This window comes from Novosphingobium sp., assembly GCF_049240505.1.
GTDB lineage: Bacteria > Pseudomonadota > Alphaproteobacteria > Sphingomonadales > Sphingomonadaceae > Novosphingobium.
The window spans coordinates 1-26,420 of sequence record NZ_JBMLSM010000153.1; the positions used below are offsets into that span (position 1 = coordinate 1).

At 58.7% G+C, this 26,420-nt stretch carries 26 protein-coding genes and 1 pseudogene; 22 read left to right on the forward strand and 5 right to left on the reverse strand.

The window, feature by feature from the left end; all coding sequences use genetic code 11:
• Positions 1-637 (reverse strand): TonB-dependent receptor plug domain-containing protein (locus ACOVQ0_RS12555; RefSeq protein WP_421884941.1); only part of this gene is annotated, 637 nt, incomplete at its 3' end.
• A gap of 106 nt (positions 638-743) precedes the next feature.
• Positions 744-1,655: a LysR family transcriptional regulator gene (locus ACOVQ0_RS12560; protein WP_421884943.1), complete on the reverse strand. Its 912-nt coding sequence runs from the start codon at positions 1,653-1,655 to the stop codon at positions 744-746.
• Positions 1,656-1,824: 169 nt separating this feature from the next.
• Between ACOVQ0_RS12560 and ACOVQ0_RS12565 the strand changes: the two genes are divergently transcribed.
• The 11 genes from ACOVQ0_RS12565 to ligD all read left to right on the forward strand — a co-directional run bounded on the left by ACOVQ0_RS12565 (position 1,825) and on the right by ligD (position 13,991).
• On the forward strand, positions 1,825-2,844 hold the full coding sequence (locus ACOVQ0_RS12565) for a Rieske 2Fe-2S domain-containing protein (RefSeq protein WP_421884945.1): 1,020 nt from the start codon (positions 1,825-1,827) through the stop codon (positions 2,842-2,844).
• 19 nt (positions 2,845-2,863) lie between these two features.
• Positions 2,864-3,796, forward strand: a complete 933-nt coding sequence (locus ACOVQ0_RS12570) for a VOC family protein (RefSeq protein WP_421884947.1) — start codon at positions 2,864-2,866, stop codon at positions 3,794-3,796.
• Between the two features lie 28 nt (positions 3,797-3,824).
• Complete coding sequence (locus ACOVQ0_RS12575) at positions 3,825-4,862, forward strand: fumarylacetoacetate hydrolase family protein (RefSeq protein ID WP_421884949.1); 1,038 nt, start codon at positions 3,825-3,827, stop codon at positions 4,860-4,862.
• 6 nt (positions 4,863-4,868) lie between these two features.
• The gene (locus tag ACOVQ0_RS12580; protein ID WP_421884951.1) at positions 4,869-5,915 is read left to right on the forward strand and encodes an amidohydrolase family protein; all 1,047 of its coding nucleotides are present in this window, start codon (positions 4,869-4,871) and stop codon (positions 5,913-5,915) included.
• Positions 5,916-5,917: 2 nt separating this feature from the next.
• Positions 5,918-6,934, forward strand: a complete 1,017-nt coding sequence (locus ACOVQ0_RS12585; protein WP_421884953.1) for an MBL fold metallo-hydrolase — start codon at positions 5,918-5,920, stop codon at positions 6,932-6,934.
• A gap of 11 nt (positions 6,935-6,945) precedes the next feature.
• A complete protein-coding gene (locus tag ACOVQ0_RS12590) occupies positions 6,946-8,010 on the forward strand; it encodes a Rieske 2Fe-2S domain-containing protein (protein ID WP_421884955.1) in 1,065 nt (354 codons plus the stop codon).
• A gap of 25 nt (positions 8,011-8,035) precedes the next feature.
• The gene (locus tag ACOVQ0_RS12595; RefSeq protein ID WP_421884957.1) at positions 8,036-8,461 is read left to right on the forward strand and encodes a DoxX family protein; all 426 of its coding nucleotides are present in this window, start codon (positions 8,036-8,038) and stop codon (positions 8,459-8,461) included.
• Between the two features lie 20 nt (positions 8,462-8,481).
• Positions 8,482-8,967, forward strand: a complete 486-nt coding sequence (locus ACOVQ0_RS12600; protein ID WP_421884959.1) for a hypothetical protein — start codon at positions 8,482-8,484, stop codon at positions 8,965-8,967.
• A 7-nt stretch (positions 8,968-8,974) separates the two neighbouring features.
• Positions 8,975-10,171, forward strand: coding sequence for a cytochrome P450 (locus ACOVQ0_RS12605; protein ID WP_421884961.1), 1,197 nt, complete (start codon positions 8,975-8,977; stop codon positions 10,169-10,171).
• A gap of 505 nt (positions 10,172-10,676) precedes the next feature.
• On the forward strand, positions 10,677-11,543 hold the full coding sequence (locus tag ACOVQ0_RS12610) for a Ku protein (RefSeq protein ID WP_421884962.1): 867 nt from the start codon (positions 10,677-10,679) through the stop codon (positions 11,541-11,543).
• A gap of 3 nt (positions 11,544-11,546) precedes the next feature.
• Complete coding sequence (ligD, locus tag ACOVQ0_RS12615) at positions 11,547-13,991, forward strand: DNA ligase D (RefSeq protein WP_421884964.1); 2,445 nt, start codon at positions 11,547-11,549, stop codon at positions 13,989-13,991.
• A 36-nt stretch (positions 13,992-14,027) separates the two neighbouring features.
• Here ligD and ACOVQ0_RS12620 read toward each other — a convergent pair whose 3' ends face one another.
• Positions 14,028-14,645 (reverse strand): DUF4142 domain-containing protein, encoded by a 618-nt coding sequence (locus tag ACOVQ0_RS12620; RefSeq protein WP_421884966.1) that lies wholly within the window; start codon positions 14,643-14,645, stop codon positions 14,028-14,030.
• 120 nt (positions 14,646-14,765) lie between these two features.
• Here ACOVQ0_RS12620 and ACOVQ0_RS12625 point away from each other — a divergent pair, with 120 nt between their 5' ends.
• Complete coding sequence (locus tag ACOVQ0_RS12625; RefSeq protein WP_421884968.1) at positions 14,766-15,089, forward strand: hypothetical protein; 324 nt, start codon at positions 14,766-14,768, stop codon at positions 15,087-15,089.
• Positions 15,090-15,166: 77 nt separating this feature from the next.
• On the opposite strand, the gene ACOVQ0_RS12630 is transcribed toward ACOVQ0_RS12625, so the two are convergent.
• A complete protein-coding gene (locus ACOVQ0_RS12630; protein ID WP_421884969.1) occupies positions 15,167-16,054 on the reverse strand; it encodes a hemerythrin domain-containing protein in 888 nt (295 codons plus the stop codon).
• 258 nt (positions 16,055-16,312) lie between these two features.
• On the opposite strand from ACOVQ0_RS12630, the gene ACOVQ0_RS12635 reads away from it, so the two are divergent.
• The 5 genes from ACOVQ0_RS12635 to ACOVQ0_RS12655 all read left to right on the forward strand — a co-directional run bounded on the left by ACOVQ0_RS12635 (position 16,313) and on the right by ACOVQ0_RS12655 (position 19,706).
• Positions 16,313-16,963 (forward strand): Crp/Fnr family transcriptional regulator, encoded by a 651-nt coding sequence (locus ACOVQ0_RS12635; RefSeq protein WP_421884971.1) that lies wholly within the window; start codon positions 16,313-16,315, stop codon positions 16,961-16,963.
• A gap of 7 nt (positions 16,964-16,970) precedes the next feature.
• Complete coding sequence (locus tag ACOVQ0_RS12640) at positions 16,971-17,645, forward strand: SRPBCC family protein (RefSeq protein WP_421884973.1); 675 nt, start codon at positions 16,971-16,973, stop codon at positions 17,643-17,645.
• On the forward strand, positions 17,633-18,832 hold the full coding sequence (locus ACOVQ0_RS12645) for a zinc-dependent alcohol dehydrogenase (RefSeq protein WP_421884975.1): 1,200 nt from the start codon (positions 17,633-17,635) through the stop codon (positions 18,830-18,832). Before ACOVQ0_RS12640 ends, ACOVQ0_RS12645 begins: the two co-directional genes overlap by 13 nt.
• Before the next feature lie 154 nt (positions 18,833-18,986).
• Complete coding sequence (locus ACOVQ0_RS12650; RefSeq protein ID WP_421884977.1) at positions 18,987-19,181, forward strand: hypothetical protein; 195 nt, start codon at positions 18,987-18,989, stop codon at positions 19,179-19,181.
• Between the two features lie 3 nt (positions 19,182-19,184).
• On the forward strand, positions 19,185-19,706 hold the full coding sequence (locus tag ACOVQ0_RS12655; RefSeq protein WP_421884979.1) for a CinA family protein: 522 nt from the start codon (positions 19,185-19,187) through the stop codon (positions 19,704-19,706).
• Positions 19,707-19,797: 91 nt separating this feature from the next.
• On the opposite strand, the gene ACOVQ0_RS12660 is transcribed toward ACOVQ0_RS12655, so the two are convergent.
• Complete coding sequence (locus ACOVQ0_RS12660) at positions 19,798-21,099, reverse strand: hypothetical protein (protein ID WP_421884981.1); 1,302 nt, start codon at positions 21,097-21,099, stop codon at positions 19,798-19,800.
• 290 nt (positions 21,100-21,389) lie between these two features.
• Between ACOVQ0_RS12660 and ACOVQ0_RS12665 the strand changes: the two genes are divergently transcribed.
• The 5 genes and pseudogenes from ACOVQ0_RS12665 to rpsL form a co-directional block, all read left to right on the forward strand.
• Positions 21,390-22,157: an SDR family oxidoreductase gene (locus ACOVQ0_RS12665; protein ID WP_421884983.1), complete on the forward strand. Its 768-nt coding sequence runs from the start codon at positions 21,390-21,392 to the stop codon at positions 22,155-22,157.
• A gap of 13 nt (positions 22,158-22,170) precedes the next feature.
• The gene (locus ACOVQ0_RS12670) at positions 22,171-22,620 is read left to right on the forward strand and encodes a DUF6766 family protein (RefSeq protein ID WP_421884985.1); all 450 of its coding nucleotides are present in this window, start codon (positions 22,171-22,173) and stop codon (positions 22,618-22,620) included.
• The gene (locus ACOVQ0_RS12675) at positions 22,571-24,814 is read left to right on the forward strand and encodes a hypothetical protein (RefSeq protein ID WP_421884987.1); all 2,244 of its coding nucleotides are present in this window, start codon (positions 22,571-22,573) and stop codon (positions 24,812-24,814) included. Before ACOVQ0_RS12670 ends, ACOVQ0_RS12675 begins: the two co-directional genes overlap by 50 nt.
• Positions 24,815-25,042: 228 nt before the next feature.
• Complete coding sequence (locus ACOVQ0_RS12680; RefSeq protein WP_421884989.1) at positions 25,043-25,675, forward strand: tyrosine-type recombinase/integrase; 633 nt, start codon at positions 25,043-25,045, stop codon at positions 25,673-25,675.
• A 591-nt stretch (positions 25,676-26,266) separates the two neighbouring features.
• Positions 26,267-26,420: pseudogene (rpsL, locus tag ACOVQ0_RS12685) on the forward strand (30S ribosomal protein S12); the annotation flags it as partial.

Consider the following 26,420-nt stretch of genomic DNA (forward strand, 5'->3'; position numbering starts at 1 on the left):
CAAAATACCCATCTCGCGCACTTTTGACCGCAGCGAGACGAAGCGCCACGCGGTCACCGAGCGGGGCATTGATCACGCCGGTCAGTTCATAAGCGTCATAGTTTCCGTACTGCCCCGCCACATTGCCTTCAAACACGCCCAGCTTCGGCTTGTTCGGAATGACGTTTACGGCGCCGCCCGTGGCATTGCGCCCATAGAGCGTGCCCTGCGGCCCCTTCAGCACTTCGACGCGGTTGAGATCGAGGAACGATGCGATCGTGGACGATGGGCGTCCGACGTAAACATCGTCGATGTTGAACGCGACCGCAGGTGCGGTGTAGCCGTTGTTGGTGAAATTGCCGACGCCGCGAACGAAGAAGCCGGTATTGGAGCCGCCGCCGTTGGTTACGAACAGGGCCGGCGCCACCTGGTTAAGCCGGGTCGCATCGGTAACGCCTTGGGTGATCAGGGCATCGCCGGTCACTGCGGTAACAGCAACGGCTGCTTTCTGCAGTGACTCTGCCCGGCGCTGCGCTGTAACGATGATTTCGCCGAGGCCTTCCTGTTGCGGTGCTTGCGCACTGGTGTCCTGCGCATGGCCAGCCGGAGCGAGTGTGAACAAGGCAAGCGCAGATGTGGCAAGAAGATAAGATCGCATAAGGAACCTCCCCAGATTTTGTTGCGGGGAAGATGCGCGGAACTGTTTAATTATGAAAATGGATTGCTTGAATTTCTACAATTACGAAATCAAATTATCATACCCTTCAAACTGCATCGAAAGCCGCGGCCTCGCCCTGCAGCAATTGCCGGAGCCAACGCACGCCAGCATCTTTTCGCCGAAGGGGATGCCACTGCATGATCTCGCTCACTTGCGCACCACCAACCGGCACCGGATGGCTGACGAGGGGATACATACTCTCGAAAAAGCGGGCATGGCGCAGGTGCATCACGGCGATACGATCTGTGCCGCAAACGGCACCGGGCATGGCAGAAAAGCTCGGCACATGAAGCGATGCGTGGAGCGATAATCCCACATCCGCAAAATGCAGGTCGGAAACGGAAGGCCGTCGCTCTTCACCAAATATTGCTACAGCGAAATCTGCTGACAGGAACGCTGCCTCGTCTATCCCATCCGCATATTTTCCCTGATTCCAGCAGATTACGGCGTCCTCGTCGGTAAATAACGGTTCAACTGGAAAGCCGTCAAAGCAGAACCGCGAGACGGTGATCATCAGATCGATGTCGCCTTTCTGGAAGAGGCGTGCGCCTTGCGGCCCTATTGCACTGATCTCGAACGTGATGCCCGGCGCAATTCGCGCCGCCTTCACCAAAGCCTTCGCCAGCAAGACGTCGAAAACATAGTCCGAAGCCAGCAGTTTGAACCTTCGGCGCGAAACTGCGGGGTCGAATTCGTCGTTCTGGATGATCCTGAACCGCGCAATGTTGAGCAGTTCGCTTATGGCGGGCGCCAGTTCTTCTGCCAGTGGCGTTGGCACCATTTCCCGCCCGACGTTTACCAGAAGGTCGTCACCGAAATAGTCTCGCAGCCTTCCCAGCGCAGAACTTACCGTGGGCTGGCTCATGTTGAGCCGCCGCGCAGCTTCGGTGGTGCTGCGACACTCCAGCAGCATATCGAATGCTACGAGAAGATTGAGATCCAAGCCTTCAAAACGCATCGAAGCAGCTCGTGGAATTACGATTTCGGATAACTCTTATTCGGTCAATTCATTTTCCAAATCAAGCTGCGTCTCGCAGAAGCTGAGGCGACCTGCTGGCAGGACTGGCGCCCCAGCGGGCAGCAGTGCTGCCGCAACAATGGCGCAGGGGGACGTTTGGAGAGATGCGATGCCGTTCGTAAAGAACGCCTGGTATGCGGCGAGCTGGGATCACGAGCTGGGGGAAGCACCCTTGGCGAAAACGCTGCTCGGCGAACATGTGGTCCTGTATCGCACCGCCGATAGAACCGCCCACGCGTTGCGAGATGCCTGCCCCCACCGGTTTGCGCCGTTGAGCCTCGGTAAAATCGCCGGTGACCGGATCATCTGTCCTTACCACGGCCTTGAATTCGACGCATCGGGCGCCTGCGTCAGAAATCCTCACGGTAAGGGGGCGATCACGACTGCGCTGGCCGTCCGCAATTATCCGCTGACCTGTCGCTATGGCATGATCTGGATCTGGATGGGCGATGCCGATCTTGCCGATGAATCTGCGCTTCCGCCTCTCACCAGAATGGAGGACGCAGCCTATTCGTGGGTTCACGGCAGCCTGCACGTCAGTTCGAACTACGAAATGGTCATCGACAACCTGCTCGACCTGACCCACGTCGAGTTTCTCCATCCGCTTTTGGCATCTCAGGGCAATTCGGAACGCACGACTTTTCGGGCCGAACAGGTCGGCCAGGTGGTCAGTTCGTACAATGACATCAAGGACGAGCCGGTCAGCGGACTGTTCCAGATCCTGTGGACCAGCGATGCAACCACGGCTGACATGCACGCCCACATGCACTGGCATGCACCGTCCAATCTGGCCCTCGATGTCGGAATGTACACCGATGAGAGCGATGGCGGGCCGAAGATACCGTCAGTCCATCTCCTGACGCCCGAAACCGAGGATTCGACGCACTACTTCTGGGCCGCGGGCCGCAACCGCCAGCACGGCAACGATCAGGTGTCCGGGATGCTGCACTACGGCACCCAGAATGCGTTCGAGAACGAAGACGAACCGATGATCCGCGCGGTGCGCTCACGGATGCAATCCAACGACTTGTTCGCCCATCGCCCTGCGCTGCTGCCGATGGACGAAGCAGCGGTGCGTGCCCGCCGCGTGCTTGCCGCCATGATCAAGGCCGAACAGCCTGAAGCCTAATTTTCGGAGACTACAGACTATGCGCCTCAAGGCACTTCATCACGTTCGCTTTCAGGTTTGCGACCTCGACGAGCAGGAGCGGTTCGGCACCGATTTTGGCCTGGTCACCGCAGAGCGTACCCCAGACCGCCTCGTCATGCGCACCCGTGGCGGCGACCAATGCGCGTATGTCGCGATCAAGGGCGACAGCGACAAGTTCATCGGATTGGGGTTCGAAGTCGATGACGCCGCATCCCTGGATGAGGCAGTCACGGACCTCGGCGCGAGCGCCGTCGAAGACCTCGACCTGCCGGGCGGCGGCAAAAGCGTTTCACTGATCGACCCGGACGGCAACACGGTGATGCTTGTCCACGGCGTTATGCGCGGGGACGCAGGAGACGCTTATCCCGAACTGCTGCTCAACACGCCATTCGAAAAGCGGCGCTTTGGCCGCAATCAGTACGGGCGCGAACGCGGGCCTGCGCGGCTCTGGCGGATTGGGCACATCGGTCTGTTCGTGAAAAGCTTCCACGCAAGCACCGAATGGTATGCCCGGAATCTGGGCCTTGTCGGCAGCGACATCTATCACATTCCGGGCCAGCCGCAGGCGCAGATCGTCGGCTTCTTCCGCATGGATCGCGGCGAGGAATACGTCGATCACCACGTCGTCGCCTTCATGCAGGACGAACGTGGGGGGTGCCACCATATCTCGTTCGAAGCGCAGGATTTCGAGGCACAGCAGCGCACGCATCGTTACCTCGGCTCGAAGGCCTATGAATCGATCTGGGGCGTTGGCCGCCATCCCCACGGCAGCCACGTGTTCGACGTGTGGCGTGCGCCGGATGGTGCGCGGTTCGAAACATTCTCGGACACCGACCTGTTCCGCAAGGACCACGGCACGAACATCCACGACATCTCGCAGGTGGTCATGGACGAGTGGTCCGACGACGAGCCGACCCGGTACTTCGCCTGAATGCACTTTCCCTCAAGGAGGCCAATCCATGACCCAGTTTGATCCCGCCACCGGCCTCGCCACAGGCTCGTTCGGCATCGGCACCTATTCCGCCGATGGTGGCAAGCCGTTTCCCGGCCTGGTCCTGCCCGATGGCACCGTGCTCGACCTTTCTTCGCGCTGGTATGACACCCACGCCATCTTCGACGAATGGGACCGCGCTTTCGACGCGCTTGTGGATATCGCCGCACGCCGCGAAGGGCCGCAGTTCGAATTTGCCAAGCTCCACGCGCTGCCCTGCGTATCACACCCCAACATGCTGTTTGCCGGTTCGAACTACCGCCAGCACGTTGCCGAGATGATGACGCACAACAAGTTCAATCAGCACAACCGCAAGCCGGGCGAAAGCGACGAGGACTTCTTCCAGCGCAACCTTCTGGAGGTTGATCGCCGCGCACGTGAGGGGATGCCGTTCTTCTGGACGGGGCTTCATTCCTCGCTTTGTGGGGCCAACGACGATGTGCCGCTGCCGCTGATTGGCGAGCATCCCGACTGGGAAATGGAATTGGGCGTGATCGTCGGCAAGACGGGCCGCTACGTCAAGCCGGACGAGGCGGGCGACCTGATCGCCGGATATGTCGCCATCAATGACATCGGCACCGTGGATGAATTCCGCCGTACCGATGTGCGCTTCCAGTTCGACTGGGTGAGCAAGCACCAACCCAACTTCAAGGTGCTGGGGCCGTTCATCGTGCCCAAGCAGTTCGTGAAGTTCGAGGATATCCGCATCAAGCTGAGCCTTAGCGGCCAGGTGATGCAGGATTGGCCGGTAACCGACATGATCTTCACGCCCGAACAGATCCTGTCCTATGCCTCCGAACGTATCCGGCTTGCACCTGGCGATCTGCTGTCGACCGGTTCGCCTCCGGGCAACGGCGCGTTCCACGGCAACCGCTGGATGCGCCCGGGCGACGTGATGGTGGGCGAGGTGACCGGCCTTGGCCGTCAGCGCAACCTCATCGTTCCTGAAGAAACGGGCGGTCGCAACTGGACCTGGGGGCCGTTGCCTGTCAAGGAACAGGCCTGATCCACGATGGCCTGCGCACACGATAGCCAAGCCTCAGCGATTACGGTGCGGGCGCGGGGGCAGCATCTGGTGGTGGATATCCACGCCCACCTCAATGTCGCCGCCGCCGAAGCCCGTATCCGGCAGGACATGCCACAGCTTCCGCGCGGTCTGCCGTTCTCGTGCCCGGCATCCGATGCGGTCAACGGCCGCATGTTCGCCCAGATCGGGTCACGCCTCAACGGCGTGGCCGAACGGATCGAGGACATGGACCGGCTTGGCGTCGATGTGCAGGCCATCAGCCCGAACCCGGGGCAATACTACTATTTCGCCGCGCCGGAACTGGGGCGCGAACTGTCGGTCATGGTCAATGATGCCATAGCCGAGGCTGTCGCATCGGTGCCGGAACGGCTTGTGGGTATCGGCACGGTGCCGCTGCAGGACACCGAGATGGCCATCGCGGAGATGCGCCGCGCTGTTAACGACTGTGGTCTGCGCGGTATCGAGATCGGAACGAATGTCGGCGGCCGCGACCTGTCTGACCCTGCGCTGCGCCCGTTCTTCGCCGCGGCCGAAGACCTGGGCGTGCTGCTGTTCATGCACCCCTTGGGCTTCACACAGGGCGAACGACTGTCAGATCATTATCTCAACAACCTCATCGGCAATCCGCTGGAATCCACGATTGCGCTCAGCCATCTGATCTTTGGCGGTGTGCTTGATGCGCATCCGGGGCTGAAGCTGTGCGTTGCGCACGGCGGCGGTTATCTCCCCGCATACAGTGGCCGCATGGATCATGCCTTCCGGGCGCGCGAGGATTGCCGTCAGCATATCACCCGCGAGCCTTCGAGCTATCTGAAACAACTGTGGTTCGATTCACTGGTGTTCGACCGTAGCCAGCTTGATTACCTCGTCGCCACCTATGGCGCCGATCATGTCTGCATGGGCAGCGATTACCCGTTCGACATGGCGGAACCTGATCCGGTCGGCTTTCTCGATCAACTGCACGAAGATGCACGCGCGAAAGTGCTGGGGCTGAATGCCGCCAGCCTGCTCAATCTGAAAATCGGAGAGTGAATGTGAAGAAGTCAGCCCTGAAACCGCGTCTGGCTTTTGCCGCCACCACGATGCTCGCGGCCTTGTCGATGGCAGCCCCCCTCGCGGCGCAGGCTCCTGCAACGCAGTCGCCCGCGTCCTCTGCCCCGGTCAATCGCTTCATCACGCTGGGTACGCATGGCGGACCAGTGTCGAGCACAACGCGCTCGCAACCTGCCAACGCCCTGCTCGTTGGTGGCGATGCCTACCTGATCGATTCCGGTGACGGCGCGGTGCAGCAGATGGCCAAGGTCGGCATCCGCCTTGGGCAGGTCAAAGCCGTATTCTTCTCGCACCTGCATTTTGATCATACCGGCGGTCTGGGGGCTTTTCTGGGGCTGCGGTTGCAAACGCGCGTACCCGGAAAGGTCGCCATCTATGGGCCTCCGGGCACCCGTGATCTCGTTGCGGGTATCGTCAGCTCGATGAAGCCTGCAAGCATCGTTGGCTATGGCCTTCCCGGTGAAGGCTATGACGATCCGGCCGGAACTGTCGAAGTGATCGAAGTGGTTGACGGCCAATCGCTTCCTGTCGGCCCGATGACGGTCAAGGTCCGGCAGAACTCGCACTACGATTATGCCCCAGGCAGCGACATGGACAAGCGCTTCAAGTCGGTGTCCTACCGCTTCGACCTTGCCGATCGCTCAATCGTCTACACTGGCGATACCGGCCCCAGCAAAGCGGTCGAGGAGCTTGCCAAAGGCGTCGATCTTCTGGTTACCGAAATGATCGATCTTGATGCAACCGTATCTGCCGTCCGCAGCAATTCGCCCAACGTGAAGGCAGAGCAGATCCGTAATGTCGTGGAGCATCTGAGCACGCACCACCTTACTCCGGTCGATGTTGGCAAGCTCGCCCAGACAGCCGGAGCCAAATCGGTGGTTATCACGCATCTCGCGGGCGACAACCCCGCCAGCATCGATGTGATGCGCTACATGAAAGACATTCGGACCACCTATCCCGGCCCCGTGGTTGTCGCCAACGATCTCGACAAGTTCTGAGGAAACCCGAAATGTATCCGTTCAGCACGCCCAGTTCGATCGTGCGCAACCGGTGGTATATCGCTGCCTTCGCGTCCGAAATTTCGCGCAATCCGATCGAGCGCAAGCTGCTCGGCCTGCCGGTCGCCTTGTATCGCAAGGAAGACGGTCAACCCGTTGCGATGTACGGCCTTTGTCCGCATCGCTACTTCCCGCTGGCACAGGGCAAAGTACGCGGCGATGCGCTGGTCTGCGGCTACCACGGTTTCGTGTTCGAAGCCGATGGCAAGTGCAGCGAAATCCCTTCGCAGGGAACCGCTGCGGGCTTCTGCCAGCCGACCTACACCTTGGTCGAGCGGGGGCAGCTGTGCTGGATCTGGATGGGCGATGCGGACAAATGCGATCCGGCGCTGATCCCGCCGTATGAGGATTTCGGGCTGGAACAGCCGGGCTGGCGCTATAGCTCGGCCAACTACTTCCACCTCAAGGGGCGCAGCCAGCTCCTTGTCGACAACCTGATGGACCTTACCCATCTACCCTATGTCCACCACCACATCGGCGGTGGCGATGCGATGCGGAATCCGCCGATCACCGAAGAGGAACGGCAGGCCAGCTATCGCGTCTCACGCACCGGCAAGGTGCCGTTCACGCCGTTTCACGAACTGGTCTTCGGCCCTCAGGCACGGTTCGAAGGGCTGTCAGACTTCCTTTCGCTGACCGACTATTATGGTCCCGAATTCATTCGCACCAGCCTGCCCGTCACGCTGGCGGTCAACGGCAGCGAAGAAGTTCCGCCGGAACTGGGGGCGCTTTACATTCTCCACGGCATCACGCCCGAAACCGAGAACACCACCCACTACTTCGGTTTCGCAACCCGCAACTTCCGGCTCGACAGCGAAGAACTCGATGCGTTCCAGTATGAATCCGACTGCAAGATCCGGCAGCAGGATGTCGATGCCATCGAGGCGGTCGAGCGCGAGCTTGACGAGGCCGCACTGCGCCAGCGCGAATTGCTGGTACGGTCCGATGCGCCAGCCGTGAAAGTCCGCCGCAAGATCGAGGCATTGCTGAAAACGGAACAGCCCGCCGCAGCCTGACCGCAACAAGATCGAGGGAGAAGCCATGCCGACGACGGACGCTGATCGCTATGCCCCTTACATGCTGGGTATTCTGCGGATCATGACCGGGCTGCTCTACATGCAGCATGGTTTGCAAAAGCTGTTCAAGTTCCCTGGCGCGGGGCACCATCCGGGACCGTTCGAACTGTTCACGCTTGCCGGTATCGGCGGCGTACTCGAAACTTTCGGCGGTCTCGCGATAGTGCTGGGCGTCTTCACGCGCCCGGTCGCATTCGTTCTCAGCGGGCAGATGGCGGTGGCCTATTTCCTCATCCATCTCGGCAGCAACGTCGGCAAACCGATGGGCATTTTCCCCGTCGTGAACGGCGGTGACCTGGCCATCCTGTTCTGCTTCGTGTTCCTCTACTTCTCGGTGGCAGGCCCCGGACATTTCAGCCTCGGCAGCCGCGCTGCCGGACACGGCAACTGATATCCCCCAAGGACTTCGGCATGGACCATACGACCTACATCAGGCGCGAAACCGGCGTCAGCATCGTGATCAATTCCGTGCTGTCCGCCCTGTTCTTCTGGCTGGTATTCGGTGGCGTCGACCCGGTTCCGGTCTGGGGCATGGGCAACTGGGTCTTCGACTTCCTGCCGCAAAGCTTCATGATCGCGCTGATGAGCACGCTGGTTCCCGGTGCCTTGACCGCCAAAGCCATCCGCGCTGGCAAGATTGCAGGCAATGGCCCGCGCAACTGGCTCCCTGTCAACCTGCTGGCCCGTGCGGTTGTGCTGGCCATACTTTCCGCAGCGGGTGGAACTGCTCTGGTCGCGCTCCTCATCATTGCCGTGGGCGTCACATTATCATTGCCGTGGAGCATAACAGAATTGTCAGCCGCGACGGCACTTGCGTTCAAGGTCATCTATGGTGCTATCCTTGCCCTCATCGTCACGCCGCCCGGCCTGAGGCAAGCGTTGGCCAATCAAGGGTGAAAATGCCGTGACAATCCCCGAAACAGATTTTGATCCTTATGCGGCCACCGTGTTGGCTGACCCATTTCCGCATCACGAAATGCTTCGGGAACTGGGGCCGATCTTCTGGCTTTCGCGCTACAACTGTTACGGCATGGCCCGCTTTGCCGAAGTGCGCACTGCGCTGCATGATTGGGAAACATTCGTCTCTTCACGCGGCGTCGGCCTGTCTGATTTCGCACACGAAGAACCGTGGCGGCCGCCATCGCTCCTGCTGGAAACCGATCCGCCTGTGCACAATCGCACGCGAGGCCTGATGAACAAGGTGGCCGCTTTGCCGGCTCTCAAGGCGCGGCTGCCGGAATGGAAGGAAAAGGCGGCATCGCTCGTTGCAGCGCTGGCAGGCAATGGTTCCTTCGACGCCGTGACCGAATTGGCCGAAGCATTTCCGCTGAGTGTCTTTCCTGACATGATTGGCCTGCGTGACGAAGGCCGCGAGAATCTGCTGCCCTATGCCATGACCGCGTTTAACGCCTTCGGCCCGCGCAACGCCCTTCTGGCGGAAAGCCTCGCCTCGGCGGAGCAGGCAACAGCGTGGGTCGCAGAAGCCTGCAAGCGCGAGAACCTGAAGGGACCGGGTTGGGCAGCCGATGTCTATGCCGCAGCCGACAGGGGTGATTGCACGCAGGAAGAAGCAGAGCGCCTTGTTCGATCCTTCCTGACAGCCGGGGTGGATACGACGGTCAACGGCATCGCCGCGCTGATCTATGCGATGGGATCAAACCCTGATGAATGGCAGAAATTGCGGGCAGATCCCACGCTCGGCAAAAAGGCGCTGGAAGAAACCTTGCGCTGGTCGGGCGTTGCCCAGACCTTCTTCCGTACCACAAGCCGCGCAGTCCAGATCGGCAATGATACGATCCCTGAAGGACAGAAGATCGTTCTGTTTCTCGCCGCTGCAAACCGTGACCCTCGGCAATGGCCAGATCCGGAGCGTTACGACATTACCCGCAATGCCAGCGGCCACGTGGGCTTCGGTTTCGGCATCCATCAATGCTTGGGCCAGATGGTCGCACGGTTCGAAATGGAAGCGGTCCTTTCGGCATTGCTTGAACATGTCGGTGAAATCCGGCTGACAGGTGCTGCCCAGCGACGGCCAAACAACACGCTTTATACAATCGGAAGTCTTCCTGTGGAATTTGCGCCTTGCAGGATCAGTGCATGATCCGCCGTTTCGTCGACCGGCAGATCCATCTCGAAAGCGAGGCCATTACAGGTTCAACAGCGCGTTGAATGCCAGCGCCGGGACGAGACGGTCTGGGCGCTTTGGTATGAGCATGGCGACAAAGGATTGGGTTTGAAGCCGGGGCAGCACGTCTCGACCGCCTGCAGATTGTTGTACCGTTGGCTCTGATCGGTGGTGTAGCCGCGCTCGCGTTGCGGGGCAGACGAATGTACGTCGGATGTTTGTCGGACGGTCGAAATTTTGACTCCAAATATCGCCTCCTTAAGTTCTTGCAGCGACAGCAACACAGCCGATCAAAGGTGGCAGCACGCGACCAGATATCGCCGCTTTCATGTGTTGATGTGAACGTCCGTATCCGACAGTACCCGACAAGGTCGAGTTGTGTTGGCGCTTGCCGAATGCCAGCCCTAGTAGCGTACTTACGAGGGTTCAAGGAACGTACCCGACCTGCAGCGAGTTGAGCCCTTGAAAGGCAGGGTGTTTCATGGCTGCGCGTGCATACTGGCAGGGCCAGCTTCGTCTGGCGCTTGTTTCTATCCCCGTGGAAATCTACTCGGCAACCAAGTCTGGTGCCTCTATCAGTTTTAGGCAGATTCACGAGCCTTCGGGAAAGCCGGTCTCCTACGAGAAGGTGGTTCAGGGGATCGGCGCAATCGACCGCGACGACATTGTAAAGGGCTATGAGATCGCCAAGGGTAATTATGTCCTGCTCGACGACGACGAGATCGAGGCGGTGAAGATAGAGAGCCGCAAAACATTCGAACTTGTTCAGTTTGTAGACCAGCATGAGATCGACGTTTTCTATTTCGAGAAGCCCTATTACGTGGTGCCCGCCGATGATCTGGCAAACGAGGCTTTCATCGTGCTGCGCGAGGCGTTGCGCAAAGCGCGTAAGGTGGGACTCGGACAGCTTTCGGTGCGGGGGCGCGAGACGCTGGCAGGCCTTAAACCTTGCGGTAAAGGTCTCGTCCTTGAAACCATGCGTTATGCGGATGAAGTTCGCCGTGCCCAGACATATTTCGCCGATATCCCAGATCAAAAGCCCGATGCCGAACTGCTGGACCTTGCCAACACGCTGATCGAGCGCAAGTCCGCGCCGTTTGCAGCGGACGCTTTCGAAGACCGCTATGTGGAGGCGCTCAAGGCATTGGTGGAGAAAAAGGCCAAAGCCAAAGGCCGTAAGATACTGGAAGATGTGGCTGAACCGGTTGAGCGGGGCGGCAACGTTATAGACCTCATGGCCGCCCTTAAGAAGTCGGTTGGGGGCACGAAATCTGCCAACGGCAAAGCGCCGCCAAAATCGAAGGTCAAGCCACAGGCGGCGAAGCTCCGCAAGCGCAAGACGGCCTGACCGATGAAGAAGCCCGCCTCCCTCGACGACTACAACCGCAAGCGTGATTTTGCGAAGACGGCGGAACCGGCGGGCAAACTTGGCGTGTCGGAAAGGGGCGAACGATTTATCGTCCAGAAGCACGATGCCCGCCGCCTCCACTTCGATTTCCGTCTGGAAGCCGACGGAGTGCTGAAATCCTGGGCTGTTACACGCGGCCCCAGTCTTGACCCGAATGACAAGCGGCTGGCGGTACGTACAGAAGACCATCCCCTTTCGTATGCCGATTTCGAAGGGACCATTCCGGCTGGGGAATACGGCGGCGGAACAGTCATGCTTTGGGATAGCGGAACCTGGGCGCCCATAGCGGGCAAGAGCGCTGACGATCTCGCGAAAGGGCATTTGCACTTCACGTTAGATGGAATGCGGATGAAGGGCGAATGGTTACTGGTGCGCATGAAGCCGCGTGCAGGCGAAAAACGCGAGAATTGGCTGCTGCGCAAAGTACAGGACAGCTATGCCGGCGAGGGCAATGCACTGGTAGAGCGTGAGCTGGTTAGTGTGCTGACAGGCCGGACAATGGCGGAAATCGCGGCAGCCAAGCCCGTTTCTAAACCCGCCAAGCCAAAGGCGAAGACCAAAGGGAAGGTTCCGGCGTTCCGCTCGCCGCAGCTTGCCACACTTGTCGATACGGTGCCGACCGGTAACGGATGGCTCCACGAGATAAAGTTTGACGGCTACCGGGCGATTATTGCGGCGGCGGGTGCAAAGGTAAGAGTTTTCACCCGGAACGGCCACGACTGGAGCGACAAGTTTGCCCCCTTGGTAGAAGCAATCGCGCAGCTCGATCTTCCCTCCTGCCTGATCGACGGCGAAATCGTTGCGTATGGAGCGGACGGAAATCCCAGTTTTTCTGCGTTGCAGGCAGTGCTGAAACGAGGGCATGGCGCCCAGGAAAAGAACGACCTACTGGAATTCCACGCCTTTGATGTGCTGGAGCTGGAAGGCCAGGATATCACACCCATGCCGAATATCGAACGCAAGGAGCGGTTGGAGGCGCTCCTGCGCAACGCGGTGCCGCCAGTGCGGGTGGCCGATCATGTCATTGGTGCGGGGGAAAAATTGCTCGCCGCCATGTGCGGCTCCGGGCAGGAAGGCATCATCAGCAAGCGCGCCGACGCGCCGTACAGCGGTTCGCGCAGCAAGGCTTGGGTCAAGGTCAAATGCACCAACCGGCAAGAGTTCGTCATCGTCGGCTGGACGCGCTCAGCATCGCGCAGCAGGGCTTTTGCTTCGCTGCTGCTCGCGCAGTGGGAAGATGGCAAGTTAGCGTACAAGGGCAAGGTCGGCACGGGGTTCGACGAAGACGCATTGGCAGATCTGGCCCGCCGCATGGCCCCTTTGGCGCGCAAGACCGCACCAGTCGATGTCCCTCGCGCCGATGCTCGAGAGGTGCAGTGGATAAGCCCAAAACTCGTTGCAGAGGTGGTCTTTGCAGAGTTCACGGCTGATGGTCGCGTGCGGCACGGTAGCTACATTGGCCTTCGTGCCGACAAGGCGGCAGCGGAAGTTGTCCCCGAATTACGCCAATCTGCACCCCATGCAGTATCGGAGGTGACCATATCCAACCGAGAACGTGTGATCTTTCCGGGTAGTGGGGAAACCAAGGGTGATCTGGCCGATTACTATGCTTCCATTGCAGCTTTGATCCTGCCCTTCGCAGGCGGGCGACCTGTCAGCCTGGTGCGATGCCCCCAAGGCAGGGCCAAAAAATGCTTTTTTCAAAAGCACGATTCGGGCGGATTCGGCGATGCGGTGCATCATGTTCCCATCCGCGAGAAAGACGGGGGCAGCGAAGATTACCTATATGTCAGCGATGCGACGGGGCTGCTTCAGTGCGTCCAGATGGGAACAATCGAATTTCACGCCTGGGCAGCGACAGCCGACGCTGTCGAGCGACCGGACCGCATGATATTTGACCTTGATCCAGACGAAGGACTGGATTTCAAGGCAGTCGTACGTGCCGCCAGAGATATAAGTGACAGACTGGCCGATCTGGGTCTCGTCAGCTTTGCCATGCTTTCGGGTGGCAAGGGCATACACGTAATCGTGCCGCTCGCTTCCGGCCATACATGGGAAGAGCACAAGGACTTTGCGCGCCGTTTTGCCGAGGCAATGGCCTTGAGCCAGCCCGAACGCTTTGTTGCCACCATGAGCAAATCTAAGCGCAAGGGACGCATCTTCATTGATTGGCTGCGCAACCAACGCGGTGCGACCGCGGTCGTGCCATATAGCGTCCGATCGCGGGATGGCGCGCCGGTAGCCGTGCCGGTAACTTGGGAAGAACTGGCAAAATGTGAGAGCGCACAGCGCTGGTCAATTCGGGACGCGCAAGCTCTCATCGAGCGTATGACCCGCCACGAGCTGCGCGGCTGGGGGTTCTCGCAGCAAACCCTGCCTTCGTTCTGAGGTCGAAAGGCAGGGTCGGAAATTGCGAAAGGACTCTCAGCGTTGCATCTTGCGGATCATGTCGAGATGGCGCTGCACCACCGGTGCAGTCTTTGCGGCAAAGTCCATCAAAGGTCTGGAATCTCCGCTGTTGGCATAAGTCGTCAGCATAGCATGGGCTTTCTCGTGCGCTTCCAACTGCTGCCGCGCATAAAGCGCACGCGCTGCATCACTGTCAGAGGCCTGCAGCGCATCGAGCTGACTTTGCTGGGCGTCAGTCAAGATCGGCGCTTGTCGTAGCCTGATTCCTCTGACTTGGCTGGCCGCAGCTTGAAGCGTATTGGTGGATTGTGTGTGATCACGGATCATCATCTGCGCAAAGTCCCGCCATTCGTCCGTAAACCCCTTGGACTGGACTATGCGTGCGCTGTCCAACTCAAACTGATCGCTGGCCGACATGGCATCAATGAAAGCCTGGCCAGTCAGCGGCAAAGCATCATCCGCTGCCGCTCCTGTGCCGGGGATTGCGGTCGCGGCAGCGCTGTCGTCAGCAGCATCAGTCGCGGGGCCGGTTGCAGCGCCGTTATCGGTTTCCGGGCCATTGCAGGCGCCAAGCGCCGCAGCAAGCAATGTTGCAGTGGCTAGACGGCTTGCGCCTTTAAGAAGTCGACGCATGGGAATGGTTCCTTTCCTTGAGGGCCTCTGATCGGATGCCGAAGGTGATTACTGGACGGTCGGGATCGCTCGTCTGCAATCTGCCGCGCATTCGCGGCACATCTCGGCGCACAGCTTGCAGTGACCCGCATCGTGCCGCGCGCACTCGTCAGCGCACATTTCACAAATCCGCCGACATGTTTCGAGCATGAGCCTGAGCGCTTCGATATTCTGGCCGGTGCGACGAAGTGCCATACGTCCTGTCGCGTGGCATACTTCGGCGCAATCAAGGCACGTTCGGACGCACTGCCGCATGTCCATCTGCTCGGCTACGCAGGCGTCCGCGCAAGACGAGCAGATTGCATCGCACAGCAAGGCATGGCGCGCTGCGTCCGCCAGAGTTTCGTTGAAGTTCCCCTCTACGTTGGGATGACGCGCGATCATCTTTGCCAAAGACATAGCTGATCCTTTCGGTTGTTTCGATTGTGTGTGGCCAAGTCTGGTTGCTCGGCACCACACGCATGTTCGCGGTGCCTCGGAGTTCAGTCGCGGTTGTCCCAGCCTTTGCGCGCGGCTTGAGAATGGCCGCGGGAATCACCGTACCACCCGCCATGCCCGCTGCCGCTACGCGAGCTGGTAAAGCGGCCATCCTCATCACGTTCGCCGCGGGAACCACTGTCACGGCGCGCCCCACCGTCATCGTCGCGTTCGTGTCCGCGCTGTTGATAGCTAGCCGTTTCGTGTTCCTCTTTTTTCTGATTTACGGTTCTGAGATTTATCGCCACCGGCTTTCCGCCCGGCAGGGCATCGCGTTGTTCCAGTTCAGCCCTGCGCTGCTGCAACCGGTGTGCCAGTTCGGGAGTATCGACTCCTTTGGCTTCGGCCTTTGCAAAGATGCTGTCCTTGCCGTCCTCTTCTTCCCAGACATGATGTTTGATCTGTTCGGCCAGCACCTTGACCTTTGCATCGCGGAAGGGATCGTCCTCTTGCAAAGCCATGAGATCTGCGATGAGCAGCTTGGCGCTGTCGTGCTCGACTTGTGCTTCGTTCAACGGATCGCTTTCCGACATCTTGTCGCGACACGCAGGGTAGAAGACTTCTTCCTCCAGCATAGTGTGGAGAGTCAGAGCGTTGCAAACCTGCTTGATCAGCACCTGCTTCTCTTCGTCGTCGGCCGTTTCGAAGCGGGCAAAAAGTTGCTCGGCTTTGCGGTGGTCTGCCTTGAGACTTTCAATCGCGCTCTTGCTCGCGCCGGTCCCTTTTTCCGAGCCGCTATTTTTCGGGTCCCTCTTCTCGGCCCGTCCACCGGCGGACTTGCCTGTATTGGCTTGGCGTTTCTCCTCTTCGCTTGCCCCGGATTTGGAGGATTTGTTGGCCGCTTCATTCCTCGCGGCTTGCTGATTTGGCCTGGTGCCAGCTTGTGATGCCATTTTGGATCGCCTCTCTCATTTTGACCGACGTCGGGTGCCGGTTCGCATTGGAGAAAGGCATGACGCGCTCTGTTTGATCCTTTTAATTAACCTAGTTGAGCGAACCGCTGCGAGGCGTTCGAAGAGGGCGACAAACAGATGGACGTGCTTAATCCACGGCACACCTCAATCCCGGAAAACCTTTTCTATATAGTGAGTTAGATGGCGTAAATTCGCTCAACACGGGAGGCGGGTTCAGCGCAGCAGGGACATGCACCCATGCCAACACCGGTTCTACAATCCTCGTTGAGGCAGTTTCGGCGGTATGAACATCTCGTCAAGGCAGGCGAACAATGCGATTGCATCTATCGCATAAGGGACGGCTGGGCCTGCCGGTATGAAACACTGCACGATGGCAGGCGCCAAATTACCGCGCTCTATCTGCCGGGGGAATATTGCGAGCCGCATTGGCTTTTGTCTGGCCGTGCTGAACTTGCTGTTATGGCGCTCACTCCTCTGAGCACCACTCCCCTTCTATTATCAGAGGTGCATCGCCCCCAAGATGGAGGCGTTAAGACCATGCTTGGCGCAATCCTCCAGAATTTGGAACGGCAGACGCAGTGGATCATCCGCCTTGGCCGCAAGAATGCGACCGAGCGCATCGTGGAGCTTTTCGTCGATCTGCGCAGTCGGCTTGGGAGCGATGACGATACAGTCAAGATTCCACTGACCCAGCGCGAGATCGCAGACATCGTGGGGCTGACTCCCGTCCACGTTAACCGCGTGCTCCACCGTCTGGCTGAGCAGAAGCGCGTGTTCCAGCACGGCAGGACTCTGCTCGCCACCGCACACGTCAGCGGAATCATCCGACAATGCCCATCCAATGTGACGGAGATGAATGATGAAAAGGCAACAAGCGACGGTTGGTAGACACGGAGTGGCGACGACGATCGTTTTGACGGCTATCGCTGCCGGAATCGGCATTTACGGGGAAACAAAACGCCGATCGCGTAACAGGCAGCCGGACTCTGCCCCGGGATTCACGGCACGCCGCTCCTTCGGCAAATACGCGGTCAGTGGCCGCAGTGTGACGATCGCCCGTCCACGTCAGGAACTGTTCGCGTTCTGGCGCGATTTCGCCAATCTCACGCGCTTCATGGAAAATGTGGAGAGCGTGCGGCCTGTCGGCATCGATGGTCACAACGTTTGGACCATCCGCGCTCCCGGCGGACGAACGGTCGAGATCGAGACGGTAATCGCACGCGAAGAGCCGGATGAGCTGATCGCGTGGCGCTCGATCGAAGGTTCTGACATCGACACCGAGGGCCGCGTAGCTTTTGAAGACGCGCCGGGCGAACGCGGGACGCGCGTCAGCGTGCGGATAGCGTACAAGCCTCCTGCTGGTGAACTCGGACGGCTTTTTGCCAAGCTCCAGGGGCGCGAACCGGAAATCCAGGCACGCCGTGATTTGCGTCGCTTCAAGATGCTGATGGAAGCAGGGGAGATCGCTACATCAGCTCGCCGCCAGGATCAGACACGCGCCGCCAGACAGGCTCGCGCGCAACCGGAAAATATTACCACCAAACAGGAGAGTGCATCATGCGGGCTTTGACCTTTCACGGCACTCAGGATGTCCGTGTCGATACCGTCGATGATCCAGAAATCATCAATCCCCGCGATGCAATCATTCGCGTCACTTCCACTGCCATTTGTGGTTCGGATCTTCATTTGTACGACGGCGTGATCCCGGGCGTTATGCCGGGCGACGTTTTGGGCCACGAATTCATGGGCGAGGTCGTCGATACCGGGCCGCTTACTTCGCTAAAAAAGGGACAGCGCGTGGTGGTACCCTTCACCATAAGTTGCGGCAAATGTTTCCATTGCAGCCGCCATGCCTTTGCCGCCTGCGACAATTCTAACCCTGTTGAAAAGCAGGACATTGCAGAGAAAGCCTACGGCCACCCAGCGTCGGGCATGTTCGGGTATTCGCACATGACCGGAGGCTATTCCGGCGGTCAGGCCGAATTTGTGCGTGTACCGTTTTCCGATGTTGGCCCCATCGCGGTGCCCGATCATCTGGATGACGAGCAGGTGCTGTTCCTATCCGATATCCTGCCTACTGGATGGATGGCGGCAGAGAATGCACAGATCGAACCTGACGACACCATTGCTGTCTGGGGTTGTGGACCGGTGGGCCTATTTGCAGTGCAATGTGCGCTTGCGATGGGCGCGGCGCGGGTGATCGCAATAGATCACTATCCTCATCGTCTTGAACTGGCGCACGGCCTTGGAGCAGATGTGATCAATTTCCGCGAAACCCACGTGCTGGAGGCACTGATGGAGATGTCCGGCGGACTTGGTGTTGATGCGGTCATTGATGCAGTCGGAATGGAGGCGCACGGTTTTGCGATCGACAACATTTTCGATATCGCCAAGCAGAAGATCGGTATCGGTGCGGACCGAGCCAGCGCGCTGCGCCAGGCTCTGATGGCCGTGCGCAAGGGCGGGCGCGTTTCCGTTCCGGGTGTCTATGGTGGATTGGCCGACAAATTTCCGCTGGGCGCGCTGATGGAAAAGGGCCTGCAATTGCGCACCGGTCAAACCCATGTGCAGCGTTACATGAAGGAATTGCTGTCGCGGATCGAGGACGGCACGCTCGACACGACGTTTCTCATTAGCCATCGCCTGCCGCTTGAAGAAGCGCCAACAGGATATCGCAACTTCAAGGAACAGCAGAACACTTGGACGAAGGTTGTTCTCAGGCCCGGACGGGCCGGTGCCGCAGCTTCGTTATCATAGTTGCCTGCAGGCTCCCGTTCCTTTCCGGAGGGACGGGTAGGCCCGTAGCGAAATCACCTGAACGGAAAATTGGCTCCAAATATCTGATATATTCATGAAATATGGAACTAAGGGCGGCGCCGCATTATTGGTTTTGATGCCATAGGAGAGCGCCATGAAGGAAAGATCAAAACCCGAACCGCTTGATCTGGAAACCACCGACATGACGGAAAACGACCGGCTGCATGCAGCCACATCGATCCAGAGTTCGGTTACCCCCCAGCAGTATCCATTGATAGATCGGGAAATCCAGATGGCCGCGGCAACCACAGGCCAACGAATGCCTAAGTCAAAGGCCCACCGGCAGTAGATCATGTCTACGGACGATCTACCCATCGATCTGTCCAATGCCGAACGTTGTGCCAAAAATACGCTCGGGCGCGTCGAAAGAGCAGGACTGAAAGTAACAACCGCCGAAAGCTGTACAGGAGGGTTGCTTGCATCACTGCTGACCGATGTGGAAGGCTGTAGCAGCGCCTTTGACCGCGGTTTCGTCACCTATTCGGCACAGTCGAAAAGTGAAATGTTGGGGGTGCCGGGCAATCTCGTTGTGATGTTTGGCGTTGTCAGCCGTGAAGTTGCCTTGGCGATGGCGCGAGGGGCACTCTCAAACAGCAATGCCGACATCGCCATTGCCATCACCGGGTTTGCTGGTCCCGCGGGTGTGCGTGACGAACCCGGACTGGTGCATATTGCCGTAGTTGGCAGAGAGAACCTGACTGTCACCCGGGAATGCCATTTTGGCTTTGGAGATCGTTCGCTGGTTCGCCAGCGCTCTATTAACGCCGCCTTGGAAATGCTTGAGGAAATGGTTTCTCTATTAATTCAAAGGTGAGGGTGTTCTCAGACGTGTACAGATATCTGCACAGCTTGCCCGATTATCTGTAGGCCAGAGTGTGTCGTCGTGATATCCGAGCCTTACGCCCTCATATCGACGAACGCCCTGCGATATCTGCCAAGAGATCCATTGTTTTGTGCGCGGACCAGCCAGCCCGCCGTCCGAGGGCGACCCGCAAGAATGGCTCGCCATTTTCCGGCCGCACAATTTCGTAGCGATGACCCCGAAACCCGAAACTTCCACCTTTGGCGAGATTGATGTCCCTCTTTCTTGCCTCGCTGGCAATGACATCGGCCAAACGCTCATAATCCTGCTCGCGACCGTTGCGTAAGGAAAACACGCAGTAAGGAGCGGAGTCATCATGGAAATGCGGCACAAATATCCGGTTTTGTCTCCCTACGGCGTCGGCCAGAGCCGCGTTGTGCGCGAAGATCGCATTGGCATAGCGATCCGTATACTCGCTATCGAATACGAAAGGGGCATCAAGTGCCAGCACGTCGGCAAAGCGCAGGCCCGACCCGCATAGAGTGCGCATCTCCCTCAACGAGGCGGTAAACTCGGCCAATACAGGAGCGGACTGACTATGAACGCCCGCGATGCCGACGTTCGCCAGTTCGAGACCAGCTTGGAGGAGCTTAAGCCCTGAAGCGAGCCGGATAACGAACTGGTTGTCGAGGTCGAGCAACAGCTCATCGATACCGTCGGCACGACCCAGCAATGTCGTGTCGATCAGCACCGCTCTCGCCGTGTGGGCAGCGCGCACGATCTGCTGCTTGTCATGATGCTGGAAGCCTCCATCGCACTCTATCGGCTCAGCGATTACGATGTCCGGATCGTGGTGAACGAGTTGGCACAGCGATGGACACGATTGGACGAGTTGACGAGTCTCGAAGTAGCCACCGAGGTGCTGGACCCGCAAAGGCCGGGAACAACGGAAGGACAGCAATATGGTCGATAGCGCAGCCTGTCCGCTGGAAAACAGCAGGTGTTCTGACCACCATTGGTTGGGAACCGGCCCATAGAATGCATCGCAGCGAGCTTCGAGTTCATGCGGCTGGAGGTCCCTCTCATAGCCAAAGGAGTCGTGCTTTCTGGAAATACGCTCTTCTTCCGGCTCCGTAGGAGAGCGCAGGACAAGCGACGTTTCTGCTGCAACCGAACGGAGCCACAACGCACGCAAATCGCGCGAAAACTGCTCAAGCTTCCACTCAATCGCATGCGGCGTGTGACATTTTGCTAGATCAGCATCAAGGGCGTCAGCCATCCTCTCCGCCCGGGGCGCTATTGCCGGTCGACACGTCATCAACCGGTTCAGCAGTTGGCCAAGCTCCTGTTTTTCATCATGAGTGGCTGCAAGGTCATCCATATCAGCAAAAAGCCAAGAGCTCACTCAGGTTCCTCACGACGTTCGTCGGGACCCGCTGTGAATGGGATAATTCCCACAAGCGCACGCTGATCGCTTCCCACGCCTATCTGAGGCGCGCCCATTTTTCCAAGGAACCTCCAACTCTGCCAATCGGCGTCCGCGGTGCTGTTTCAACGACATCCGTTCAATCGTGGCGCTCCTGATCGGACTGGAAATCACTTTTATCTCAATAGATTGATCATTGTTTCTCGCAGGGAACCAGTTGCCCGGTCACGCCTTTTCAATCCGTCGACAAGTTCAACAGGACGCGGATAATGGTTACATCAAATAGAAAAGCTTCGGATGCCCATACCCTTCAGCCCAACCTTGAAGGACGCCGCGCGATCGTGACCGGGGGCACCACGGGCATCGGTCGAGCAATCGCTGTCTTGCTGGCAAGCTACGGGGCCAAAGTGTTCATTTGTGGCCGCACCAGCGAACACCTCGACGACGCGCTGAGCCGCATTCGCGAAGTAGGTGAAGGCGACGGGGTGCAGGTTGACTTGGCAAGAGCCGACGACATGGATCGGTTCTTCAGGGGCGCGGACGCCTACCTTGGCGGCCTCGACATAGCAGTGATCAACGCGGCCATTCCGGCCCAAGCGGTAAGCGATACGCCCGAGCTAGAAACACGCTACCAGATCGACGTGGACTTCACCGCTTACCTGATTACCGCTCAGGAAGCCGCAAAGCGTATGAAGGCAGGCAGTGACATCGTCATGATTGGCTCCATGTCCGCGGTATCGCAAAAAGGGGGCAGTTCCATCTACGTCGCCGCCAAGCGCGGGATCGAGGGCTTCGCCACCGCGCTGCGTAAGGAACTCGCCGAGAAAGACATCAAGGTTGGGTTGATCGAGCCCGGTTTTACCGGCGCTGATTTCCAATATCCTGAGTTCCCACCAGAAAAGCAGCGCGAGCTTATCAACGCTGACCAGATGCTGCGAGCCGAGGACATTGCCGCTGCCACGCACTTCATGCTGACCCAGCCCAGACGGTCCGCCGTTTCTCTGATGCGGGTCGAAACCCGGCTTGAACATCCTTGAACGGGAGGCCGCCATGTCGGAAGAGAAGCAGGAAGAACAGGCGCGGCGCCGCGGAATTTTTGGCAAATATGCCTATGGTTGGCTGACACTGGCCTTCTTTATCGGTTCGCTTGTTCTCCACTGGATATTCGGGTGGCACTCCTACGTCGCCGAAGCTCAGGAGCATGGTCAGGCTGCTGTCGTGGGCGAATACCTCGATCAAATGCTGCGAGACACTTTCGAGAACTGGCAGTCCGAATTTCTGCAACTGCTCTGGCAAGTCGTGGGTCTGGCCTATTTCCTATACCTCGGGTCCCCCAGTTCCAAGGAGAACGACGACCGCCTTGAGGCGAAGATCGATGCTCTGATCCGCCTACAGGCAGGATCGGGGGCGGACGAACTAATCGACCGTATCGACCAGCGCTTTCTGCGTGATGGCGGCCATGCGCGGCCTCACGCCCGCGACGATGGCAGTAATGCCTGAGGACACGCACCAGATCAGTCTCGAAGCTCTAGAGGCCCGCGACGCGCTGGCCCGGGGCAAAAGAGTGGGCAAGCCGATCACGCATGGAGGCTTCCGGCTTGAAGTGATCCATCACAGGGCCGACGTTTGGCTGGTGCTCCGGCGCGATAAAAGCGGTGGCATCGCTTTGCGCACGCCTCTTTTTGTCGAAGGTGCCACTCTCACCCGCAAATCGGCAAAGGGCTGCCTGCTCCGATGGGAGGCGCGCAGCGAGCTGGGGATCACTATTGCCGAGCTTTCGGGCGAGAAGACCGGCCTCGAGCAATTCGCCTACAAAGTCACATTCACACCCAGCCAGACAATCCACCTGCCCTACCTGCCGCGCGATCTCATCCCGTTTGGTGGTGGCGGCGATCCGTTCTCTGCAAAAGGCTCGATCGAGGCCAGTCAACGCAAGCTGAATACCGGCCTGTGCTATCTCGAAATCACCCGCCCCCTCCTGGGCAAGCTGCTCTACGTGCAGAACCTGACCGCACTCAACCCCTACTTCGCGGCCACCGGAACCAAGCCCGACAGCGCCGTCGGCGGGCAATGGCCTATACTCGGCTATTTGGCTCCCACCCAGCCTGGCGACGTTTCCAAGGCCTTGCCCGCGGATAAACCAACCGTCCTTTACGACACCCGATTGATCGTCCGTCGCAAGGCCGAAGACGAGGAGGCTGAAAGCGCGTGGCAGTTTCTGGATATGATGTGCGCGATCTATCGCGATCTGGACCGGCCCAAAACGGTACGACGGGATTGGATTGGCCGCACCAGGCGCACGCTGCGCGATCTCGCGACATCGCCGAAAGCGCGCGAGCGTCATTTCGGCGAGACGTATTTCCACCCCTACACTTCGGCAGAGTACCCTGATTCAATGGTCCAGCTCTCTCTGGCCTCGGCAATCCACGATTGGGGCATGTGGGAAGAAAAGGCTCACCCTCTCGCAGCCGAAATTCGAGGCGGGCTGGAAAAGTTTTACGACTCTCGCCTTAAAACGCTGCGCCGCTATCTGCCTGATGTGGGCGATGACAAGAACGCCGATGCTGTCGACAGTTGGTATCTCTATCACCCGCTGCTCAACCTCTCCAACTTGGCCTTGGGGGGTGACCAGACCGCCAGAGACCTGTTTCTCCGCTCGGTCGACTACGGGATCGAGGCAGCGCAGCACTTTAAGTATAAATGGCCCATCCAATACGACATCACCAATTTTGAGGTGATTACCCCTGTTGCCCCGGCCGATAACCGCGGACAGACAGACGTGGGCGGGATTTACGCCTGGGTCATGCTTCAGGCTTTCGAATTGACCTCCGAGGTGCGGTTTCTCGATGAAGCCCGCAACGCCCTCGAAGCAGCGCGCGGGATGCGTTTCGATCTGAATTATCAAGCGAATCTTACTGCATGGGGCGCGGCGGCGTGCATCCGTCTATGGCGTATCACCAACCGCAAGACCTACCTTGCGCTCAGCTATGTCTACCTCGCCAGCTTCTTTCACAATGCGCAAATCTGGGAGAGCGAGCTTGGTCTGGCCAAGCACTATTCCAACTTCATGGCCGTGACGTGCCTGCAGGACGCTTCTTACATGGCACTCTACGAGTGCTTCGATTCCTATGCCGCGTTTGAGCGTTTCCTTGATCTGGGAGGGCCTGATCTGATCCCGTCGGCGAAGATGCTGGTTTCCGAATATTGCCGTTACGCGCTTCACCGCGCCTGGTTCTATTACCCCGATTCCCTACCCCGAAACGCCCTTTCAGAAGTTCAGCGCAACGGGGAGATAGACCGCAAGCTGTCGTTTCCCGTTGAAGATCTTTATCCAGATGGTCAACAAGCCGGGCAGGTGGGGCAGGAAATCTACGGTGCCGGTGCGGCGCTTATCTTCGCCACGCGAGCCTATCACCGGGTAATCGGCGCGCCATTTTTGATCTTCTGCGACTATTTCCTTCGCGCCGTCACGCGGATCGATGAGCATACCTTGAGCCTCAAAATCGACGGGGAAGACAACCACGTCGCCAACTTCAGCATCGTCCGCGCAGGCCGGAAGCCCCTTCCGGAACTCATCCTTCGCAAACTCTCGGGCGAGGTAGTTGCCGCCACAATCTCCAACGCGGACGAAGTATGCTACAATGTGCCACCGTATACCGGGCTTGTATTGTCGTGGTGGCCCAGGGAAACGTGACGATATCAGCATAAAAAGGGATAATTTTGCCCTATAGCGCGCTTGGGGCAGCGTTTCTCAGTTGAGTGATATCGATCGACACCTTAGTTTTCGTAAGTCGCAATTTTTAGCGTGAATGGACATACATACGCCCAAGTATAATGACCGAGTATATTGGCCCAAATTCACCGCTCAATCTTCTCCGGTATGCGTTCTGCATACGGCCAACGTGGCCAAAGGAGAACGATCATGGAGATACATGAGACAGAAACCACCGCCACCAAGCGCCCGGTTTGGAATGCCGGAAGGACCGTTGGTGCAAAGCGCGCGCTGAAACCGAAGCAAATTTGGGAGATCCGCTTCTACCTCAATCAGCGCCGCCGTCTGCGAGATCGAGCGCTGTTCGATCTGGCGATCGACAGTAAGCTTCGGGGCTGCGACCTTGTGCAAATGAAGATTGGCGACATTGTTAGAGGGGGGCAGATTCGAACACGGGCAATAGTAATGCAGCGAAAAACAGGTCGGCCCGTTCAGTTCGAACTCTTGCCCGATGCTCGCACAAGCTTGCTGGCATGGCTCGAACGCCGGGGCGGCACAGTGGACGATTATGTGTTCCCGAGCCGGGTTGATCATAACGGACACCTGAGCACACGGCAGTACGCTCGTCTTGTAGACGAATGGGTGACAGGGGTCGGCTTAATGCGAAGCGAGTATGGCACCCATTCGCTTCGGCGAACGAAGGCATCTATTATCTACCGGGCAACGGGCAATCTGCGGGCAGTTCAAATCCTTCTCGGCCATAGCAAGATCGAGAATACGGTGCGCTATCTCGGGATCGACGTGGAAGACGCGCTTGCGCTTGCTGAAAATACCGAGATTTAAACCCACTGGCGCCCGTTTTCGGTAGAAGAGAACCGGACACGGGCGTCTGTCTCCTTTAGTCTCCGAACGAGATCAACAGGATCATCCTCCTTGTGGGAGTTTGCAGGGCCATTCCTCTCTGTGTGAGTTTGGTGCTTCGACTATCGGCATCCGGAAGGTGACTTACTAGATTTTCCCCTGGCTTTGCCATAGGAGATAATGGCTCCGCGGTAGCGAACGACCGATTTCGGCGTAGCCAGACATTCATAGTCTCGACGCTGTACGGCGGGTTTGTCCCAATCACCGGCATTGCGGATAGGCGTCACTAGCCCACCCCTTGACCCCATCCTCAAACCCACCTATGGGCGCCCACTTCCACAGGTGCGGCTGGTTCGCGTCCGTGGCTTGAGCTGAACATTGCCGGTGCGTCTGGTCTTGCCAGATAATCCGTCAAAGTAACCCGGTGACGAAAGTTGTGGGTGGAGCGTTTCGGTTCGTGATTGCGTGTGGGGAAGGGGCCTCTGGTTCAGCTTTCCCGGTTCGCGCATTTGCGGCATCCGCATCCCTTCACCTTCGGCCAGAAGCGCCACAATCACAGGTGAAGAGTACTTCATGCCCACAATCAATCAGCTGGTCCGCAAGGGCCGCGAACCGCAGAAGGCCAAGTCCAAGGTCCCTGCGATGGAGCAGAACCCGCAGAAGCGCGGCGTTTGCACCCGCGTCTACACGACCACCCCGAAGAAGCCGAACTCGGCTCTCCGCAAGG

What these genes read in the sequence shown, in the direction of transcription:
- ACOVQ0_RS12560 (WP_421884943.1), bottom strand. Translation starts at nt 1,655, where the DNA reads ATGCGTTTTGAAGGCTTGGATCTCAATCTTCTCGTAGCATTCGATATG.
- ACOVQ0_RS12665 (WP_421884983.1), top strand. Translation starts at nt 21,390, where the DNA reads ATGGTTACATCAAATAGAAAAGCTTCGGATGCCCATACCCTTCAGCCC.
- ACOVQ0_RS12595 (WP_421884957.1), top strand. Translation starts at nt 8,036, where the DNA reads ATGCCGACGACGGACGCTGATCGCTATGCCCCTTACATGCTGGGTATT.
- ACOVQ0_RS12575 (WP_421884949.1), top strand. Translation starts at nt 3,825, where the DNA reads ATGACCCAGTTTGATCCCGCCACCGGCCTCGCCACAGGCTCGTTCGGC.
- ACOVQ0_RS12635 (WP_421884971.1), top strand. Translation starts at nt 16,313, where the DNA reads ATGCCAACACCGGTTCTACAATCCTCGTTGAGGCAGTTTCGGCGGTAT.
- ACOVQ0_RS12565 (WP_421884945.1), top strand. Translation starts at nt 1,825, where the DNA reads ATGCCGTTCGTAAAGAACGCCTGGTATGCGGCGAGCTGGGATCACGAG.
- ACOVQ0_RS12610 (WP_421884962.1), top strand. Translation starts at nt 10,677, where the DNA reads ATGGCTGCGCGTGCATACTGGCAGGGCCAGCTTCGTCTGGCGCTTGTT.
- ACOVQ0_RS12655 (WP_421884979.1), top strand. Translation starts at nt 19,185, where the DNA reads ATGTCTACGGACGATCTACCCATCGATCTGTCCAATGCCGAACGTTGT.
- ACOVQ0_RS12590 (WP_421884955.1), top strand. Translation starts at nt 6,946, where the DNA reads ATGTATCCGTTCAGCACGCCCAGTTCGATCGTGCGCAACCGGTGGTAT.
- ACOVQ0_RS12680 (WP_421884989.1), top strand. Translation starts at nt 25,043, where the DNA reads ATGGAGATACATGAGACAGAAACCACCGCCACCAAGCGCCCGGTTTGG.
- ACOVQ0_RS12630 (WP_421884969.1), bottom strand. Translation starts at nt 16,054, where the DNA reads ATGGCATCACAAGCTGGCACCAGGCCAAATCAGCAAGCCGCGAGGAAT.
- ACOVQ0_RS12620 (WP_421884966.1), bottom strand. Translation starts at nt 14,645, where the DNA reads ATGCGTCGACTTCTTAAAGGCGCAAGCCGTCTAGCCACTGCAACATTG.
- ACOVQ0_RS12600 (WP_421884959.1), top strand. Translation starts at nt 8,482, where the DNA reads ATGGACCATACGACCTACATCAGGCGCGAAACCGGCGTCAGCATCGTG.
- ACOVQ0_RS12675 (WP_421884987.1), top strand. Translation starts at nt 22,571, where the DNA reads ATGGCGGCCATGCGCGGCCTCACGCCCGCGACGATGGCAGTAATGCCT.
- ACOVQ0_RS12650 (WP_421884977.1), top strand. Translation starts at nt 18,987, where the DNA reads ATGAAGGAAAGATCAAAACCCGAACCGCTTGATCTGGAAACCACCGAC.
- ACOVQ0_RS12670 (WP_421884985.1), top strand. Translation starts at nt 22,171, where the DNA reads ATGTCGGAAGAGAAGCAGGAAGAACAGGCGCGGCGCCGCGGAATTTTT.
- ACOVQ0_RS12645 (WP_421884975.1), top strand. Translation starts at nt 17,633, where the DNA reads ATGCGGGCTTTGACCTTTCACGGCACTCAGGATGTCCGTGTCGATACC.
- ACOVQ0_RS12570 (WP_421884947.1), top strand. Translation starts at nt 2,864, where the DNA reads ATGCGCCTCAAGGCACTTCATCACGTTCGCTTTCAGGTTTGCGACCTC.
- ligD (WP_421884964.1), top strand. Translation starts at nt 11,547, where the DNA reads ATGAAGAAGCCCGCCTCCCTCGACGACTACAACCGCAAGCGTGATTTT.
- ACOVQ0_RS12580 (WP_421884951.1), top strand. Translation starts at nt 4,869, where the DNA reads ATGGCCTGCGCACACGATAGCCAAGCCTCAGCGATTACGGTGCGGGCG.